The sequence below is a fragment of the Plantactinospora sp. B6F1 genome (assembly GCF_040120695.1).
GTDB lineage: Bacteria > Actinomycetota > Actinomycetes > Mycobacteriales > Micromonosporaceae > Plantactinospora.
Genome location: NZ_JBEEAC010000004.1, coordinates 293,551 through 308,633 on the forward strand (window position 1 = coordinate 293,551; position 15,083 = coordinate 308,633).

Consider the following 15,083-nt stretch of genomic DNA (forward strand, 5'->3'; position numbering starts at 1 on the left):
GTCCGGCCGCCCAGGGCTATTCGAAGCTCAGGTGCCGGCGCTGGCGCAGCCGGATGCCGGAGGCGGTCGCCACCAGCGTGGTCAGCGTCAGGGTCAGCACGACGCCGTGCACCAGGCCGCGGGCCAGGTAACCGCTGTCGGTGTGGTCGATCGCGTACGTGCCGATCTCGCGGCTGAACCAGAACGGCAGCGCCCGGGCGGCGGTGTCGGCCGGGTCCAGCACCATCTGGAGCCCGACCACGATCAGCAGCACCAGGGTGCCCTCCAGCTCGCGGGGGAGAATCGCGCTCAGCGCCAGCCCGAACGGGACGGCGGTGGCCACCGTCAACGCCATGATCAGCGCGATGGCGCCATACCGGACGTCGTCCTGGTCGAAGCGGACCAGCAGGAAGTACGGCACCGACAGCGCGGCGCCGACCGTCCAGAGCGCGAGCAGCCGGCCGAGATGCAGGTGGTGCGCCCGGTAGCCGGAGAGTCGTAGCCGGGGCTCGATGCCCCGGGCGGCACTGCCGGCGAAGAGCGCGGCGGTGCTGAGCGCCCAGCTCAGTCCGAGACAGACGAACCGGATCGACTGGCCGGCGTGGTCGTCCCGGCGACTGGCGTAGAAGGCCAGCGGAAACACCAGCAGGATCAGCAGTACGCCCCGGCGGCGCACCACCTCGCGCAGCGCCAGCTCCGCCACCGTCCAGATCTTGGTCATGCCGACATCTCCCGGGCCGGGGTCAGGTCGAGCACGGTGTCGACCCGGTCGAGTTGGTTGAGCAGGTGGGTCACCACGACGATCGCCCGGCCGTCCCCGCGCCACCGCCAGAGCTGCTGCCAGAAGTCCAGATAGGTGCCCCGGTCGAAGCCCTGGTACGGCTCGTCGAGCAGCAGCACGTCCGGTTCGCCGAGCGCGGCCATCACCAGGTTGAGCTTCTGCCGGGTACCCCCGGAGAGGTGCCGGGCCTGGGTCCGGCCGGCGGGCTCCCAGTCCAGTGCGGCGGCATGCGCCCGACCGGCGGCCCGGGCCTGCGTCCGGTTCAGCCCGCGTCCGGCCCCGACCAGCACGAAGTGCTCCTCGGGATGGAGGAAGTCGGCGGTACCGCCGGACTGCGGGCAGTAGCCGAGGGTGCCGTGCACCCGGACCCGGCCGGAGTCCGGGCTGAGCAGGCCGGCGCAGATCCGCAGGAAGGTGCTCTTGCCGGCACCGTTCGCCCCCACCACGGCGGCGATCTCACCGGCCCGCACCGTCAGGTCGACGCCGGCCAGCACCGGGCGCCGGCGGTAGCGCTTGGTGATGCCGCGCACCTCCAGCCGGACCGGGCCGGCGGTCTGCGGCGCCCGCGCCGGCGCGTCCACCCGGGCCGTCCCGACGCCGGCGGTGTGCCGCGGTGCGCCGACGCTTTCGGCGACCGCCGACGCGTACGTCGACGGCGGGCCGAAGACCTGCAACGGCGACTCGCCGCTGTCCCGCAGGTGCGTGGCGGACTCGGCGACCACGTGCCGGGCGAGGTCCGGATCGAGGCCGTGCCGGTGCAGCTCAGCGGCGAGCGCCCGGAGCCATCCGTCGGAGTTCACCGTGTCTGCACCTCCCGCAGGACCGTCTCCACCCCTCGGGCGAAGGCGTCCCAGTCGACGGCGGTCCGGCGTAGTGTGTCGGCGCCGGCCGGAGTGATCCGGTAGTACTTGCGGGCCGGGCCGGAGGCGCCCTCCCGCCACTGCGCGCTCACCAGGCCGGTCCGTTGCAGCCGGAGCAGCACCGGATAGAGGGTGCCACCCTGGATCGGGCCGATGCCGCTCGCGTCGAGCGACTGGGCCAACTCGTATCCGTAGGACTCCCGACGGTGCAGCAGGGCGAGAACGCACAGGTCGAGCACCCCGCGTAACCACTGGCCACGGCGCTCCTGATCCACGGCGAAGAAGGTAGCACAGCCAGCTAGCTGGCGCAGCAACCTAGTGTCCCGACGGTGTGCGCCCGAGGTTCGAGGCCGGGTGAACGGGGAGGATGATCATGCATACCGAGTACGGTCAGCCGGGCAGGTGGGCGTCGAGGAAGGCCGCGACGACGGCACGGACGTCGGGCCGGTGCAGCGGCAGGCCGTGACAGCCGTGCGTGACCAGGGAGTGCACCGGATGACCGGCCCGGAGCAGCGCCGAGGTCAACGCGATCGTCTGGCCGACCGGTACGGCGTCGTCCGCTACACCGTGCGCCAGCAGCACCGGTACCCGGTTGCCGACGTGGTGCAGCGGAACCGCGTCCCGCGTCGCCGGGTCCCCGGCCGTGGGCTGGTGGCCCAGCAGCGCAGCCCACGGGTTGTCGCCACGGCGTGCCTGCGGCCACTCCTCGTCCAGCGGATCGACCGGCGGCCATAACGCGAGTACGCCGTCCACGTCGTCCGGCTCGGCGACGCCGCGCAGCCCGAGGTGCAGCGCCAGGTGGCCGCCGGCCGAGTCGCCGGCCACCAGGAACGGAAGCCCGGCCGCGCGGGCCCGGGCCAGTGGCTCTCGCGCCGCCGCCCGTACGTCGGCGAGCTGCGCCGGCCACCTGGCTTCCGAGCTCAGCCGGTAGCGGCCCTGCACCACCGCCAGCCCGTGCCCGGCCAGCGCCGCGCCGTCCTCGTCCGACCAGCCGCGCCAGCCGCCACCCGGCAGCCACAGCACGATTCCCCGCTCCGTCATGGGCCAAGCATGGTCGCTGGCGTCCCCGTCGGGCCAGCCGGGAATGCCGACTCCGCTGACGGCGTAACCGCGCGGATCCGCGCACGACGGTGAGCGGGACCCCCTCCGGCGTGACCGGCACCGCTCCGGCTCGCCGAGCGGTTTCGGATGACCCGAGGTAATTTGGGTTCCGTGCTCTCCGTCGCGTTGGTCCGCCCCGTGTGGTGGATCGCGTGCCGGTCGCTGCGGTTCGTGACCGCCCTGGTGTTGATGGGCCTGCTGCTCGGCGCCCCCGGAGCCCGGTCCGGCCTTACCGATCCGGCCTTTGCGGCCACCGGGTCGTCCAGCGTCGGACAGTCGCCCAGCGTCGGGCACTCGACTGTGGAGGATGAGCGACCCTCGACGTCGGTCGAGGGCGCCGCCGCGACCGACGAGCGACCGGTGCCGACCGGCTCGGTGCCGACGGTGCTGGTCCGGGCCGGCCTGTTGGGCAGAGAGCCGGTTCGGCCGGCGCTCGGATCGGCGGCCGGGGTGTGGCCGGCCGGTGACGCGTACGCCCGGGTGGTCGGGCCGCGCGCACCCCCGCTGGGCTGAGGACCGCTCGCGCCCGACCGCGTCCGGTCCGGTCCCGCCGACTCCTCGTCCGCATCGTCCACCCCGTGAGGTGCCGTCATGGAAAATGTTCTGTTCGACTTCCTGATCGAGGTGACCCAGGCCAGTACCCTCTGGCTCGTCCTGCTCGGGCTCGTGCTGGCCGCGGGCATCTGGCTCGTCGTGCGTCCACAGGGCGACCCGACCGACCGCCGGGCCGACGACGCCGGCTACGACGTGGCGGTCAAGGACGCCGAGGGACGCCGGGAACGGCTGGCGGCCCGGGCGGCGGAGCTGCACCGGTACGCCGAGGAGGTGGCGGTCGCCGCCGAGCGGTCGGCCGTGACCGCCCAGCGGCGTCGGGACGAGTGGCTGGCGGCGCAGGAGGCGGTCGAGGCGGCCTGGCAGGCGTACGAGGTGGCGGACGCGGCAGCCCGGCGGGTCGGTGCCGCCGCCGTACTGCCCGAGCCCCGCACCCCGCGTACCCCGGCCGAGTACGCCGACCGCGAGCGCTTCCTGCACCGCGCCGTGATGGCGGCCTGCACCCGGAAGGAGCTGACGGTGCTGCAACTGAGCGACGCGCTGGCCAACCGGAACGGCTGGGACCCGCGACGGCATCCGGCCGAGCAGGAGATCGTGTTGCGTCGGGTGGCCCGGGACAGCCTGCGGGCCGCCTATCTGGCGGCGGAGGAGCGGGAGCGGACCGCGTGGCGGGACGCCGAGGTCGCCGCCGCGGCGGCCCGCAGCCTCCGCGACGAGGCGTTCGCCGCCGCCGGCCGGACGGCTGCGCTCCGGCGCTGGTTGCCGTCCCCGGTCGCCGCCGCACCGCGCGGGTCGGCGAGCGAGCAGCCCCGGCCGCAGGGTACGGCCCGACGGTGGCGCGCGGCCCGGGCCGGCTGACCCCGGCGGCCCGACGGCGGGCGAGGTCTGACCGATCGCCGTCGACGGGTCAACTTCGGCCGGTCAGATAGGCCAGCACCGCGAGTACCCGGCGGTTGGTGTCCTCGGTCGGCGGCAGGTCGAGCTTGGCCAGGATGTTGCCGACGTGCTTGCCGACGGCCGCCTCCGAGACCACCAGCAGCCGGGCGATCGCCACGTTCGAGCGTCCCTCGGCGACCAGCGCCAGCACCTCCCGCTCCCGGGCGGAGAGCCGGGCCAGCGGGTCGCGCCGCCGGCGCAGCAGCTGGCGGACCACCTCCGGGTCGACGACCGTGCCACCGGCCACCACCTGGCGGAGTGCCCCGACGAACTCCGCCACGTCGACCACCCGGTCCTTGAGCAGGTAGCCGACGCCGCGACCGCCGTCGGAGTCGAGCAGGTCGGCGGCGTAGCTCTGTTCGACGTACTGGCTCAGCGCCACCACCGTCAGTCCCGGGTGGGCGCGGCGCAGCCGTACCGCCGCCCGCAGCCCTTCGTCGGTGAAGTCCGGCGGCATCCTGATGTCGGTCAGCACCAGATCCGGGGCGTACGCCTCGACCGCCGAGGCGAGCGCCTCCGCGTCACCGACCGCGGCGACCACGTCGAAGCCGAACCGGCCGAGCAGCCCGGCCAGCCCCTCCCGGAGCAGTACGCCGTCCTCGGCGAGGACCACCCGGATCAGGTCTCGTTGTTCGGGCCGCACGGCAACTCCACACGCAACAGGGTCGGCCCGCCGGGCGGGCTGGACAGCAGCATTCTTCCGTCGACTCCGGCCACCCGGTCGGCCAACCCGGTCAACCCGCTGCCCAGCCCCGGATCGGCGCCGCCCCGGCCGTCGTCAGCGACCTCGACCGTCAGCCGGTCGTCCCGCAGCCGCAGTGAGACGGTCGCCGCCGTCGCTCCGCTGTGCTTGGCGACGTTGGTCAGCGCCTCGGCGACGACGAAGTACGCCGTCCCCTCCACCGGGTTCGGCAGCCGGCCCGGCAGCTCCACCTCGACGGTCACCCGGACCGCCGAGGAATCGGCGAGGTCGCGTATCGCCGCCGGCAGGCCGCGATCGGTGAGCACCTTGGGGTGGATGTTCCGGATCAGTTCCCGCAACTCGGTCATGAAGAGCTTGGCCTGCTCGTGCGCGTCGGCGACCGCCGCCGCCCCGGGGGTTCCGGGCGGGATCTCCAGCCGGGCCAACCCGAGTTGCAGGGTGAGGCTGACCAGCCGCTGCTGGGCCCCGTCGTGCAGGTCGCGTTCGATCCGGCGCCGCTCGGCCTCGAAGGCGTCCACCAACCGGGCCCGGGACCGGGCCACCTCGACCAGTTCGGTACGCAGCCGTTCCTGCGTACCGGCGCCGAGCAGTGCCCGGGTCAGCGCGCCCTGCCCGGCGGCCAGCAGCGCCAGCGGGTACGGCGACACGGCCAGCAGCACCACCCCGAGCAGCGCGTGCGGCGCCGCCTGCCCGGCGGTCTCGACCTCGGCCCACCCGATCGTGACCGGGCCGTCGTCGATCCGCACCAGCAGCGGGCTGGCGATCAGCGTCCCGACCAGGAGCAGCAGCGCCGAAGCGGTCGCCGAGAGCAGCAGCCCGACCGTACCGAGCAGGACGGCGTGCAGCAGGGCCAGCCAGGTGGCCGGCTCGGCGTACCGGGTTCGCAGCCAGGACCACGGATCGGGTACCGGGGGAGGGCGGTGTCCGGAGCGGACCGGCCGGGGGTCGACCAGGCGCAGCCGAAGTCGCTCGACCTCGGCCAGCGGCAGCGCGACCAGCGGCCCGAGCCCGGCGACCAGGACCGCGCCGAGCGAGAGCAGCAGCGCCACGGTGCCGAGCGGAAGTTCGGTGATCCCGGCGCCCCGGCTCAGCAGGTAGAGCCAGGGCAGGCCGAGCAGCCCGAGTGGGACGGCGGCGGCGAGCGCCACCGGCGGGGTGCTGAGCAGGTACGCCAGCGCCCGCCACGGCCAGCGGGTCACCGGGAATCGGCGCCGGGTCACCGATTCCAGCAGCGTACGAGGGCTCGACGACACGTCACCACGCTAGTGCGCAGACCGGGGCCGGCCCAGGCGGCTGGCAGTAGTCACCGGGTATGCCCAGCCCCACCCCGAATCCGGTGCCTGCTGCCCGTGCCGGCGAGCCCGTCCCGGTGGTCTGCTCGACGGGTCGATGCGACGGACCCGTGCCGGGTCCGGGTCCGGACGGGGAAGTGGGGACGAGGACGTGTTCGAACTGTGCGACATCGTGAAGGTCTACCGGGGCGGTCACCGGGCGGTCGACGGCGTGACGCTGCGGCTCGGCGCCGGGGTGCTGGGCCTGCTCGGACCGAACGGGGCCGGCAAGTCCTCGCTGATCCGGATCGCCGCCACGGTCACCCGGCCGACCAGCGGGCAGCTCCGCTTCGGCGGCGCCGACGTGCTGGCCCGGCCGGACGTGCTGCGCCGGGTGCTCGGCTATCTTCCGCAGGATTTCGGGGTCTATCCGCACCTGACCGCCCGGGAGTTCCTGGGGTGCCTCGCCGCGGCCAAGGGGCTGCCGGCGCGGACCGCGCGGGTCCGGATCGACGAGCTGCTGGAGCTGGTCAATCTGACCGGTGCCGGCAAGCGCCCGCTGGGCGGGTTCTCCGGCGGGATGCTGCGCCGGGTCGGTATCGCGCAGACCCTGCTGGCGGATCCTCGGGTACTGGTGGTGGACGAGCCGACCGCCGGGCTGGACCCCGAGGAGCGGCTCCGGTTCCGCAACCTGCTCGGCGAGCTGGCGGCCGACCGGGTGGTGGTGCTCTCCACGCACATCGTCTCGGACGTCGAGTCGGTGGCCGGGGAGATCGCCATCGTCGCGCAGGGGCGGATCCGCCGCCGGGGTACCCCGGCAGAGCTGCTCCGGTCTGCCGAGGGCCGGGTGTGGGAACTGCTGGCCGACCCGGCCGACGTACCCCGGCTCCAGGCCGGACATCTGGTCAGCCGGCTCGTCCGGACTCCGGCCGGGGTCCGGGTCCGGCTGATCTCGACGCGGCAGCCCGGCCCGGCTGCCAGCAGGGTCCCACCCGACCTGGAGGACGTCTATCTGGACGCGATCCACCAGCCGGCCCGGTCGGTCCCGTGGTCGGTGCCGCGATGACCGCCAGCGGGACCAGGGCACCGCGCACCGCACCGACTCCACTTCGCGCTGGCGCCGCGGCCCTGCGCGCGCCGGTCGCGATCGCCGTCGCGGACTTCCGGGAGCGGGCACGCCGCCCGGCGTACGCGGTGGTGCTGGCCGCGGCGGTCGGCCTGGGCTACCTGGCGGTGCCGGACCTGGACGGCCGCTGGGTGGTCGTCAACGCCGGGATGTACCGAGGGGTCTACAACAGCGCCTATGTGGGCACCGTGACCGCGCTCGCCGGAGCACTCTGGCTGACCGTCGCCGGCTTCTACGTGATCCGTGGGGCGCTCGTCCGGGACCAGCGCACCGGAGTGGGGGAGCTGCTCGCCACCACCCCGCTGTCCCGGCCCGGCTACCTCCTCGGCAAGTTCCTCAGCAACCTGCTGGTGCTGGGGTCGATGCTCGGCGTTCTGGCCGGTACGGCCGTGCTGATGCAGATCGCCCGGGGCGAGGACGGGGCGGTTGATCCGGTCGCGTTGCTGCTGCCGTTCGGCCTGTTGGCCCTGCCGGTGCTGGCGGTGACCGCCGCGGTCGCGGTGCTCTTCGAAACCGTCCGGCCGCTGCGGGCCGGATTCGGCAACATCGTCTGGTTCTTCCTGGCGCTGGTCGGGGCGATCGTGGGACAGGGGCCGGACGCTCCACTGGGTGGACTCGGCGTGCCCGAGGTGGCCCTTTCGGTCCGGGACGGACTGGTCGACGCAGGGCTGCGACCGGATGGCGAGTTCAGCCTGGGCCTGATGTACCTCGACTCTCCACTGCGGACCTTCGAGTGGTCCGGGCTCGCCCCGGATGCCGGCTTCGTCGGTCAGCGGATGCTGCTCGCCCTGGTCGCGGTCGGGATCGCGGTACTGCCGGCGCTCTGGTTCAACCGGTTCGATCCGGCCCGTACCGGCCGGCGCCGGCCCTCCGCCCCGCCCGCCCCCGGGCCGTCCCCGTCCGCCCCTGGGCCGTCCCCGTCCGCCCCTGGGCCGTCCCCGTTCGGCTCTGGGCCGTCCCCGTCCGCCCCCGGGCCGTTCCCGTCCGGCTCCGCGGGCGCGTCGACGCCGGCAGGTCCGCGGTTCGTCGACGCCGCGCCCTCCTGGTTACGGTCCGTCGACCGGTCGGGCATTCCATCGGTACGTCCCGCCGGGCGCCGCCCGGTTGACGGACTGGGCCGGTTGCTCAGGGGCGAGTTGCGGGTACTGGCGCGTTCCGCGTCCCGCTGGTGGTGGCTGGGGGTGGGACTGCTCGCGGTGGGCGGTGCCGTGGTGCCGGTTTCGGCCGTACCGGCGGCGGTCCTGCCGCTGGCCTGGATCTGGCCGGTGTTGCTCTGGTCCCGGTTGGGCACCCAGAGCCACGAGTACGGCCTGACCGGGCTGCTCGGCGCCTATCCGGGGCCGCGGCGTCGGATGCTGGCCGAGTGGATCGCCGGGGTGGCCCTCGCCGGGATGACCGGACTGGTCCCGTTGCTCCGGATGCTGCTGGCGCAGGACGTGCCGGGCGTGGCCGCCGGTGTCGCCGGTGCGCTCTTCGTCCCGTCGCTCGCGCTCGCAGCGGGGGTGGTGAGCCGGACCCACCGGCTCTTCCAGGTCGGCTACCTCGCACTCTGGTATTCGGCGTGCAACGGCATCGCCGCGCTGGACTTCATGGGCGCGGTACGTCTCGACGGCCGTCCGGCCGGACCGGGCCCGCTGCTGGTGGCCGGCTGCGCACTCGCGCTGCTCGCCCTCGCCTTCCTGGTCGGCGCCCTCCGACACGCCCGCCGGTAGCGGACCGTCGGCACAGCCGGCGGTGGGGTCGGTAGCAGAGGCGTCAGCTCAGCCGGTGCAGCCCGGGGGCAACGTCACCCGATACGTCAAGACAGGCTTGACGACAATCGTGTGTCAAGGATACCTTGACGGTATGGATCAATTCGTGGAAGCCGCGCTGACCGTCGATGTCGCTCCCGCCGCCGTGGCCGCCGCCAATGCCGCCGTCAACGAGGCGAGCCGGCAGGCCGATCTACTGATCGGTGGCCGGCCGGTGCCGGGCAGCCCGGAGTGGGCGGCCGAGCAGGAGGGGACGGCCGGGCGACAGCGCGAGATCGCGTCGCAGTTGCTGCACTTCCGGATCGTCCTCGCCTCGGGTGTCGACCCGTTCGCCAGCGTCGTCGGCCTGCGTCGCTGGGGGGTGACCTGGGAGCTGATCGCCCGGGCGGCGGGGGTCACCCGACAGGCGGCGCACGAGCGCTGGGGTCGGCGGGTGCTGGAGGTGCTGGACCCGTACCGGACCGGGCAGCTGGGCGGGCCGGTCGCCGACGACGAGGCCGACCTGCGAGAGCAACGGGGGTAGCAGATAACCCCATAGGGGTTATAGTCGGGTCAGTTCGCCACGCCGACCCGAGGAGCCCCGCGATGCCGAAGATCAACGTCTACCTCCCGGACGAGCTGGCCGAGGCGGTGCGGGTCGCCGGGATTCCGGTCTCGGCGGTCTGCCAGCGGGCGCTCGAACAGGCGGTGCGCCGGGTGACCGCGATCCGGGAGGCCGCCCTCGGCGACCTCGACGACGCCGATCTGGCCACCCGGCTGCCGAACTTCACCCCCCGGGCCCGCGCCGCGGTGCTGCTCGCGGTCGACAGGTCCCGGGAGGACGGCTCCGCAGCGGTCGGCAGCGGGCACCTGCTCGCCGGGATCCTGGCCGAAGGAACAAACCTGGCCCTGCACGTGCTGCGGGCGGAGGAGATCGATCCGGACCGGGTGTTCCAGGGCCTCGCCGGTCGGCCGGCGACCGAGCCGGGCGGCGATCCGGACGACAGCCTGCACTTCAGCGGCCCGGCGGCGAACGCCCTGGAGCTGGCCGTCACCGAGGCGACCGCGTTCGGCCACAACTACGTCGGCTGCGAGCACCTGCTGCTGGGCCTGATCGCCGAGCCCGACGGGGAGGGCGGGCAGCTGCTCCGGTCACTCGGTGCCGAACTGCGGCTGACCCGCCGGGCGGTGGCGGCGGCCCTGGCCGGCTACGTCCACCTGCGGGCCCAGACCCCGCCGCCGGACCGGGCAGGCGCCGTCGGACCGTCACCCGAGGTCGCCGCGCTGCTGGCCGCCGCGGTACGCCGGGAACTCCAGCCGATCGTCGCCCGGCTCGAACGGCTGGAGAAGCGGGTCGGCGGAACCGATGCCGACGCCGAGTGATCCGGTGGCCGAGATGCGCAGGATGGTGCCGGCGCTCGTCGCGATGCTGACGTTCCTGCTGGTGCTGGCGCTTCCGTTGCTGACCGACCTGCCGTAGCACCTGCCCGGACCGAAGGGATCAGACGTGGCCAGCCGGATACTGCTGCTCGCGACGAAGGACACCATCGCCTACTCGACCAGCCGGGGACGGGAGGGCGTCGCGTCCGGTGCGGAGCTGCTCGGCACGATTCCGCCGGAGCTGCTCGCCGCCGAGGTGGTGGTCGAGGACGTCCTTGCCGAGCCGGGCTGGGACACCACGCCGGGCACGATGCTCGGTCTGGCCCGCCGGGCCCGGGCCGCCATCCTGGCCGACGGGTTCGACGGGGTCGTGGTCAGCCACGGCACCGACACCCTGGAGGAGACCGCCTACCTCGCCGACCTGCTGGCCGGCCCGGCCGCCCGACGCGGCGCGATCGTCTTCACCGGCGCGCAGCGGCAGCTCGACGAGCTCTCCACCGACGGCCCACGCAACCTGGCGTCGTCCATCGCCGCCGCGGCGGATCCGCTGCTGCGCGGGGTCGGCGCCGTGGTCTGCGTCGACGACGAACTGCACGCCGCCCGCTGGGTGAGCATGGTCGACGCCACCACCGTGCGGGCCTTCTCCTCGGCACCCTTCGCGCCGCTCGGGCGGGTCGTCGGGAAGCGGGTCGAGCTGGTCGGCCCGGCGCCACACCGGCCGCCCGGGGCGCACGGCGAACCGGAGACGGACGTGGCGCTGCTGAGGACGTACCCGGGAATGGAATCCGGGCTGCTCACCACCGTGGTGGACGCGGGTGCCCGGGGCGTCGTACTGGAGGGGACCGGGCCGGGCAACGTCCCGGCGAGCCTGTTCGCGGCGATCGCCGAGCTGACCGACTGGGACGTCCCGGTGGTGGTCGCTTCCCGGTGCCGTACCCGGACGGTCGACCTGGCCGACCTGCCGCCGCCGGCCGGGCTGGCCGCCCGGGTCGGCGTGATCGGGGCTCGGGGCCTGCCCGCCGGCAAGGCGCGGGTCGCGCTGATGGTGGCCCTCGGCGGCGACGGCGACGGCGGCGGGGTGGCGGCGGCCCGGGACTGGTTCGACCGGCTGGGCTCGGCGCCCGACCGCTGACGCGCTGGCGGGACGGGCCGAGCCGCCGAACCGGGACGGTGTCGATCGTCGATGTTCGCGTAGGCTGCGGCGGTGACCGGCACCGATCCGCAGGCGGCCCGCAGCGGGCGTGGCAGGGTGCTCACCGTTGCCAAGATCGCCCGGTTGGCCGGGGTCTCCGCACCGACGGTGTCCCGGGTCATCAACGGGCAGACGGGGGTGGCGCTGGAGACCCGGAAGCGGGTCGAGGCGATCCTGCGGGAGCACGGTTACCGCAGGCCGGGCGGGTCGGCGTCGGTGGCGATCGTGGAGTTGGTCTTCCACGCCCTGGAGAGCCTGTGGGCACTGGAGATCATCCGAGGGGTCGAGAAGGTGGCCCGGGAGCACGACCTCGCCGTCGTACTCACCGAGATGCAGGGCCGGCTGACTCCGGGCCGGGCCTGGACCGAGCAGGTCCTGACCCGGCGGCCGATCGGCGTGATCGCGGTCTTCTCCGAGCTGACCGTCGCGCAGCAGTCGCAGTTGGCCACCCGGTCGATTCCGCTCGTCGTGCTGGATCCGACCGGGGAGCCGCTGCACCAGACCCCGTCGGTCGGGGCGACGAACTGGAACGGCGGGCTGGCCGCCACCCGGCACCTGCTGGATCTCGGGCACCGCCGAATCGCGATGTTGAGCGGGCCGCCGGAGTGGCCGTGCTGCCGGGCCCGGCTCGACGGCTACCGGGCGGCGATGGACGCGGCCGGGGTACCGGTGGATCCCGACCTGGTGCGGATCAGCACCCTGTACGTCGAGGGTGGCCTGACCGACGGCCGGGAGTTGCTGTCGCTGCCCGACCCGCCCACCGCGATCTTCACCGCCAACGACCTCCAGGCGCTCGGGGTCTACGAGGCGGCCCGGCGGGTCGGAGTGCGCATCCCGGACGAGCTGAGCGTCATCGGCTTCGACGACCTCCCCTTCACCCGCTGGTCCGGGCCGCCGATGACGACGATCCGCCAGCCGCTGGAGCAGATGGGAATGACCGCCGCCCGGATGATCATCGATCTCGCGGCGGGCCAGTCCCTGGACCAGCACCGGATCGAGCTGGCCACCGATCTCGTCGTACGGGAGAGCACCGCCCCGCCGGCCCGCCGCTGAGCGGCACCGGCCGCGATATCGGCGTCCTCCGGCACGACCACCGCGTGCGGCCAGGCGCGGGTGCGGAAGCCCGCGCCTGGCCGGAGATACCGCCTACCGGTTGGCTGTCCAGCGCGCCTGTTCAGCGTCTGCCAGTTGGCTGTCCAGCGCGCATATCGGCTGGCTGTCCAGGGTGCCTACCGGCGGGCTATACGGCGAACAGTCCCCAGTAGGCGCCCCACGGTACGAAGATCGCCGCCCCGGTCAGTGCCAGGCCGATGGCCTTCCTGCTGGTTGCCTGCTGGCGGTCACGCCACCAGGCGACCGCTGTCAGGACGGCGGCGGTGACGACCGCGACGGCGAGCAGTTGGAGGAGGAGAAAGGGCGCTGGCCGGCCGGCCACGACCGGTCCGATCGTGAGCGCGCCGGTGGCGGTCAGGTAACCGAGATACAGCACGGACCCGACGACCGTAACCGGGCCAAGGACCGCCAGGACCCTTGCCGGCTTCCGCACTGGCGAACTGTCCCTGCGTCCGCGGATCCGACGCACGATCCCGGCCACCGGATAGGCGACGAAAGCACCGAGCATCGCGAGCAGCGCGCCGAGTTGCACGGGGAGCGACTCGTACCAGGCAAGCGTGGGCAGCACGGCGCTGCGGAAGCGTTGCGGCGGGGCCGGGTCGGCGCTTGCCGCGGGTGGTTTCGGCGAGAGGCCGGTTATCCAGGACGCGACGAGTTCGACATAGCCCGGGGCGAAGTCGTCGGCCTGGCCGAAACCGGTCGTCGAGTGCCGGAGTTCGTGGTCGGCGTTCGCCACGACCCGGATGGTGTAGGAGCGGTTACCGCCACGCTCCAGCGCCGTACGGAAGATGTCTACGCTCTCGCCGGGCGCCGTTGACCGGTCGTGCTCGCCGAAGACCGCGAGAACGGGCTGGCGTACCCGGATCAGCATCGGCACCGGGTCGTAGTCGGCGGCGCCGAACATCCCCGCCGCGACCAGTACCCGGGTGAACCGAACCCCGAGTGGACGCAGCAGCGATGGCCTGACACCGGCGTGGTCCAGTTGGGTGATGTTGCTCCATGCCTGGGTGCGTGCCGGTGGCAGTCCGCTGGCGCCAACGGTGACCACGAATGCGACCTCCGGCGACCGGCTCGCGGCGAGCGGCGCGACCCATCCACCCTCGCTGCGGCCGAGCAGACCCACCCGGTGTGGATCGATGCCGGGCCAGGATCGCAGCGCCCGCACCGCGGCGAGTGCGTCGTCGGCCAGTGCCGGAAAGGAACGGTCGGTCAGCGAGTACCCGTCGGTCCGCTTGTCGTAGACGAGGGTGGTGATGCCGGCGGCGGCGAGGGCACGTGCCTCTGGCTCGTAGTGGCTGCGTTCGCGCGGCCCCGCGTCATGGACGATGACCACGGCGGGGGTCGGGCCGCTGGCGACCGCCGGTGTGAACACCGTGCCGGGCAGTTCGCGCGGTCCGCTCCGGATGGTGACCGGGGCGGCGGTGACGCCGCCCGAACGGGTCGGTGCCGCGGGCGTTGCCGCCGGCAGGGTGACTGGTAGAAGCATCAGGGCTGCGGTGACCGCCCAGACCCGGTTGCGGAATGCGGGCAGCCGGCTTGCTGTGGACATGGGGATGGTGTTCTCCTGTTCCCGGAGAGAGTGCGTGCTGGTGGAAGCACGCCGCCACGCGGCGTGCGCGGTGCGCCTTTCCCTTCCTGGGCTGTCGACTGCACTCGACAGCCCAGGACTCTCCGTCAGTCGACGACGGTAAGAACGCGTTCGATCTTGTCGAGGCGGGCGCGTAGTTCGACGATCTCGCGGGTGATCTCGTCGAGGCGACGGCCGCTGTCCTCCTGAACGGCGATGGCGCGGGCGCTGAGCCCGCGGTACTCGTCCTCCCGGGCCAGCTTGGCGCGGGCGCGCGCGGTCGCGAACGCCTGCCAGATGAGCACCACGCCAAGGAGCGTGAGCAGGCCCAGGATTCCGAGGAGCACGATTTCCTGGTCCATTACCGGCCCGCCTCCGGCGACCGGTCGTCCGCATCACCCTCGTCACCCATCGTCAGCGTCTGCACCGCGGTTGCGATGGTCTCCGGTGTCAGCCGCACCAGAAATGGCTCGACCTCATAGAACTTCATCGCCTTTCCCTCCTTGGATAGCTCGAGAGACGCCGAGACCAGCCCGGCGGCCTCCAACCGCCGCAGGTGAACTTGCAGCAGCGCTCGGCTGATGTTGAGTTCGCGAGCGAGTTGGCTGACGTAGTTGCGGTGACGGCTCAGCGCCGCCACGACCCGTAGCCGATGTGGATTGGCCAGCGTGGCCAGCACTCGGACCAACTCATCCCCGGGATGTTCCATCACGCGCCACATCCTTCTTTCACCTGCCAACAAAGTCTTGCACGTGCCAGCGGTGAGCGTCAACAGGAAAGCCGGACGGACCG

General features: G+C 73.4%; 17 protein-coding genes. 8 read left to right on the forward strand and 9 right to left on the reverse strand.

The window, feature by feature from the left end:
• Positions 1 to 16: 16 nt before the first annotated feature.
• The 4 genes from ABNF97_RS08790 to ABNF97_RS08805 form a co-directional block, all read right to left on the reverse strand.
• Positions 17 to 700, reverse strand: coding sequence for an ABC transporter permease (locus ABNF97_RS08790; RefSeq protein WP_130462340.1), 684 nt, complete (start codon positions 698 to 700; stop codon positions 17 to 19).
• Positions 697 to 1,560 (reverse strand): ATP-binding cassette domain-containing protein, encoded by an 864-nt coding sequence (locus ABNF97_RS08795; RefSeq protein WP_349338202.1) that lies wholly within the window; start codon positions 1,558 to 1,560, stop codon positions 697 to 699. Before ABNF97_RS08795 ends, ABNF97_RS08790 begins: the two co-directional genes overlap by 4 nt.
• Positions 1,557 to 1,895 (reverse strand): PadR family transcriptional regulator, encoded by a 339-nt coding sequence (locus tag ABNF97_RS08800; RefSeq protein WP_349338203.1) that lies wholly within the window; start codon positions 1,893 to 1,895, stop codon positions 1,557 to 1,559. Before ABNF97_RS08800 ends, ABNF97_RS08795 begins: the two co-directional genes overlap by 4 nt.
• 115 nt (positions 1,896 to 2,010) lie before the next feature.
• Positions 2,011 to 2,661: an alpha/beta hydrolase fold domain-containing protein gene (locus ABNF97_RS08805; protein ID WP_349338204.1), complete on the reverse strand. Its 651-nt coding sequence runs from the start codon at positions 2,659 to 2,661 to the stop codon at positions 2,011 to 2,013.
• A 171-nt stretch (positions 2,662 to 2,832) separates the two neighbouring features.
• On the opposite strand from ABNF97_RS08805, the gene ABNF97_RS08810 reads away from it, so the two are divergent.
• Both ABNF97_RS08810 and ABNF97_RS08815 read left to right on the forward strand, forming a co-directional pair.
• Positions 2,833 to 3,234, forward strand: coding sequence for a hypothetical protein (locus ABNF97_RS08810; protein ID WP_349338205.1), 402 nt, complete (start codon positions 2,833 to 2,835; stop codon positions 3,232 to 3,234).
• Between the two features lie 78 nt (positions 3,235 to 3,312).
• Complete coding sequence (locus ABNF97_RS08815; RefSeq protein WP_130462345.1) at positions 3,313 to 4,131, forward strand: hypothetical protein; 819 nt, start codon at positions 3,313 to 3,315, stop codon at positions 4,129 to 4,131.
• A gap of 49 nt (positions 4,132 to 4,180) precedes the next feature.
• Here the strand turns inward: ABNF97_RS08815 and ABNF97_RS08820 are convergent, their stop codons facing one another.
• Both ABNF97_RS08820 and ABNF97_RS08825 read right to left on the reverse strand, forming a co-directional pair.
• Entirely contained in the window at positions 4,181 to 4,852 is a 672-nt protein-coding gene (locus tag ABNF97_RS08820; protein ID WP_130462346.1) for a response regulator, read from the reverse strand.
• Positions 4,828 to 6,165: a sensor domain-containing protein gene (locus ABNF97_RS08825; RefSeq protein ID WP_130462347.1), complete on the reverse strand. Its 1,338-nt coding sequence runs from the start codon at positions 6,163 to 6,165 to the stop codon at positions 4,828 to 4,830. Before ABNF97_RS08825 ends, ABNF97_RS08820 begins: the two co-directional genes overlap by 25 nt.
• Positions 6,166 to 6,355: 190 nt before the next feature.
• Here ABNF97_RS08825 and ABNF97_RS08830 point away from each other — a divergent pair, with 190 nt between their 5' ends.
• From ABNF97_RS08830 to ABNF97_RS08855, 6 genes are all read left to right on the forward strand, one after another.
• On the forward strand, positions 6,356 to 7,249 hold the full coding sequence (locus ABNF97_RS08830; protein ID WP_130462348.1) for an ATP-binding cassette domain-containing protein: 894 nt from the start codon (positions 6,356 to 6,358) through the stop codon (positions 7,247 to 7,249).
• Positions 7,246 to 9,021 carry an ABC transporter permease gene (locus ABNF97_RS08835; protein WP_349338206.1) on the forward strand — a complete coding sequence of 592 codons (1,776 nt, stop codon included), beginning with the start codon at positions 7,246 to 7,248 and terminating at the stop codon, positions 9,019 to 9,021. Before ABNF97_RS08830 ends, ABNF97_RS08835 begins: the two co-directional genes overlap by 4 nt.
• 133 nt (positions 9,022 to 9,154) lie before the next feature.
• Positions 9,155 to 9,583: a hypothetical protein gene (locus ABNF97_RS08840; protein ID WP_130462349.1), complete on the forward strand. Its 429-nt coding sequence runs from the start codon at positions 9,155 to 9,157 to the stop codon at positions 9,581 to 9,583.
• A gap of 62 nt (positions 9,584 to 9,645) precedes the next feature.
• Positions 9,646 to 10,422, forward strand: a complete 777-nt coding sequence (locus ABNF97_RS08845) for a Clp protease N-terminal domain-containing protein (protein WP_130462350.1) — start codon at positions 9,646 to 9,648, stop codon at positions 10,420 to 10,422.
• Positions 10,423 to 10,546: 124 nt separating this feature from the next.
• Positions 10,547 to 11,551 (forward strand): asparaginase domain-containing protein, encoded by a 1,005-nt coding sequence (locus ABNF97_RS08850; protein ID WP_130462351.1) that lies wholly within the window; start codon positions 10,547 to 10,549, stop codon positions 11,549 to 11,551.
• A 72-nt stretch (positions 11,552 to 11,623) separates the two neighbouring features.
• A complete protein-coding gene (locus ABNF97_RS08855) occupies positions 11,624 to 12,664 on the forward strand; it encodes a substrate-binding domain-containing protein (protein ID WP_130462352.1) in 1,041 nt (346 codons plus the stop codon).
• 187 nt (positions 12,665 to 12,851) lie between these two features.
• Here ABNF97_RS08855 and ABNF97_RS08860 read toward each other — a convergent pair whose 3' ends face one another.
• The 3 genes from ABNF97_RS08860 to ABNF97_RS08870 form a co-directional block, all read right to left on the reverse strand.
• Positions 12,852 to 14,273, reverse strand: a complete 1,422-nt coding sequence (locus ABNF97_RS08860) for a prolyl oligopeptidase family serine peptidase (RefSeq protein WP_130462353.1) — start codon at positions 14,271 to 14,273, stop codon at positions 12,852 to 12,854.
• Between the two features lie 125 nt (positions 14,274 to 14,398).
• A complete protein-coding gene (locus ABNF97_RS08865; protein ID WP_130462354.1) occupies positions 14,399 to 14,653 on the reverse strand; it encodes a hypothetical protein in 255 nt (84 codons plus the stop codon).
• Positions 14,653 to 15,000, reverse strand: a complete 348-nt coding sequence (locus ABNF97_RS08870) for an ArsR family transcriptional regulator (RefSeq protein WP_207230742.1) — start codon at positions 14,998 to 15,000, stop codon at positions 14,653 to 14,655. Before ABNF97_RS08870 ends, ABNF97_RS08865 begins: the two co-directional genes overlap by 1 nt.
• Positions 15,001 to 15,083 lie beyond the last annotated feature (83 nt).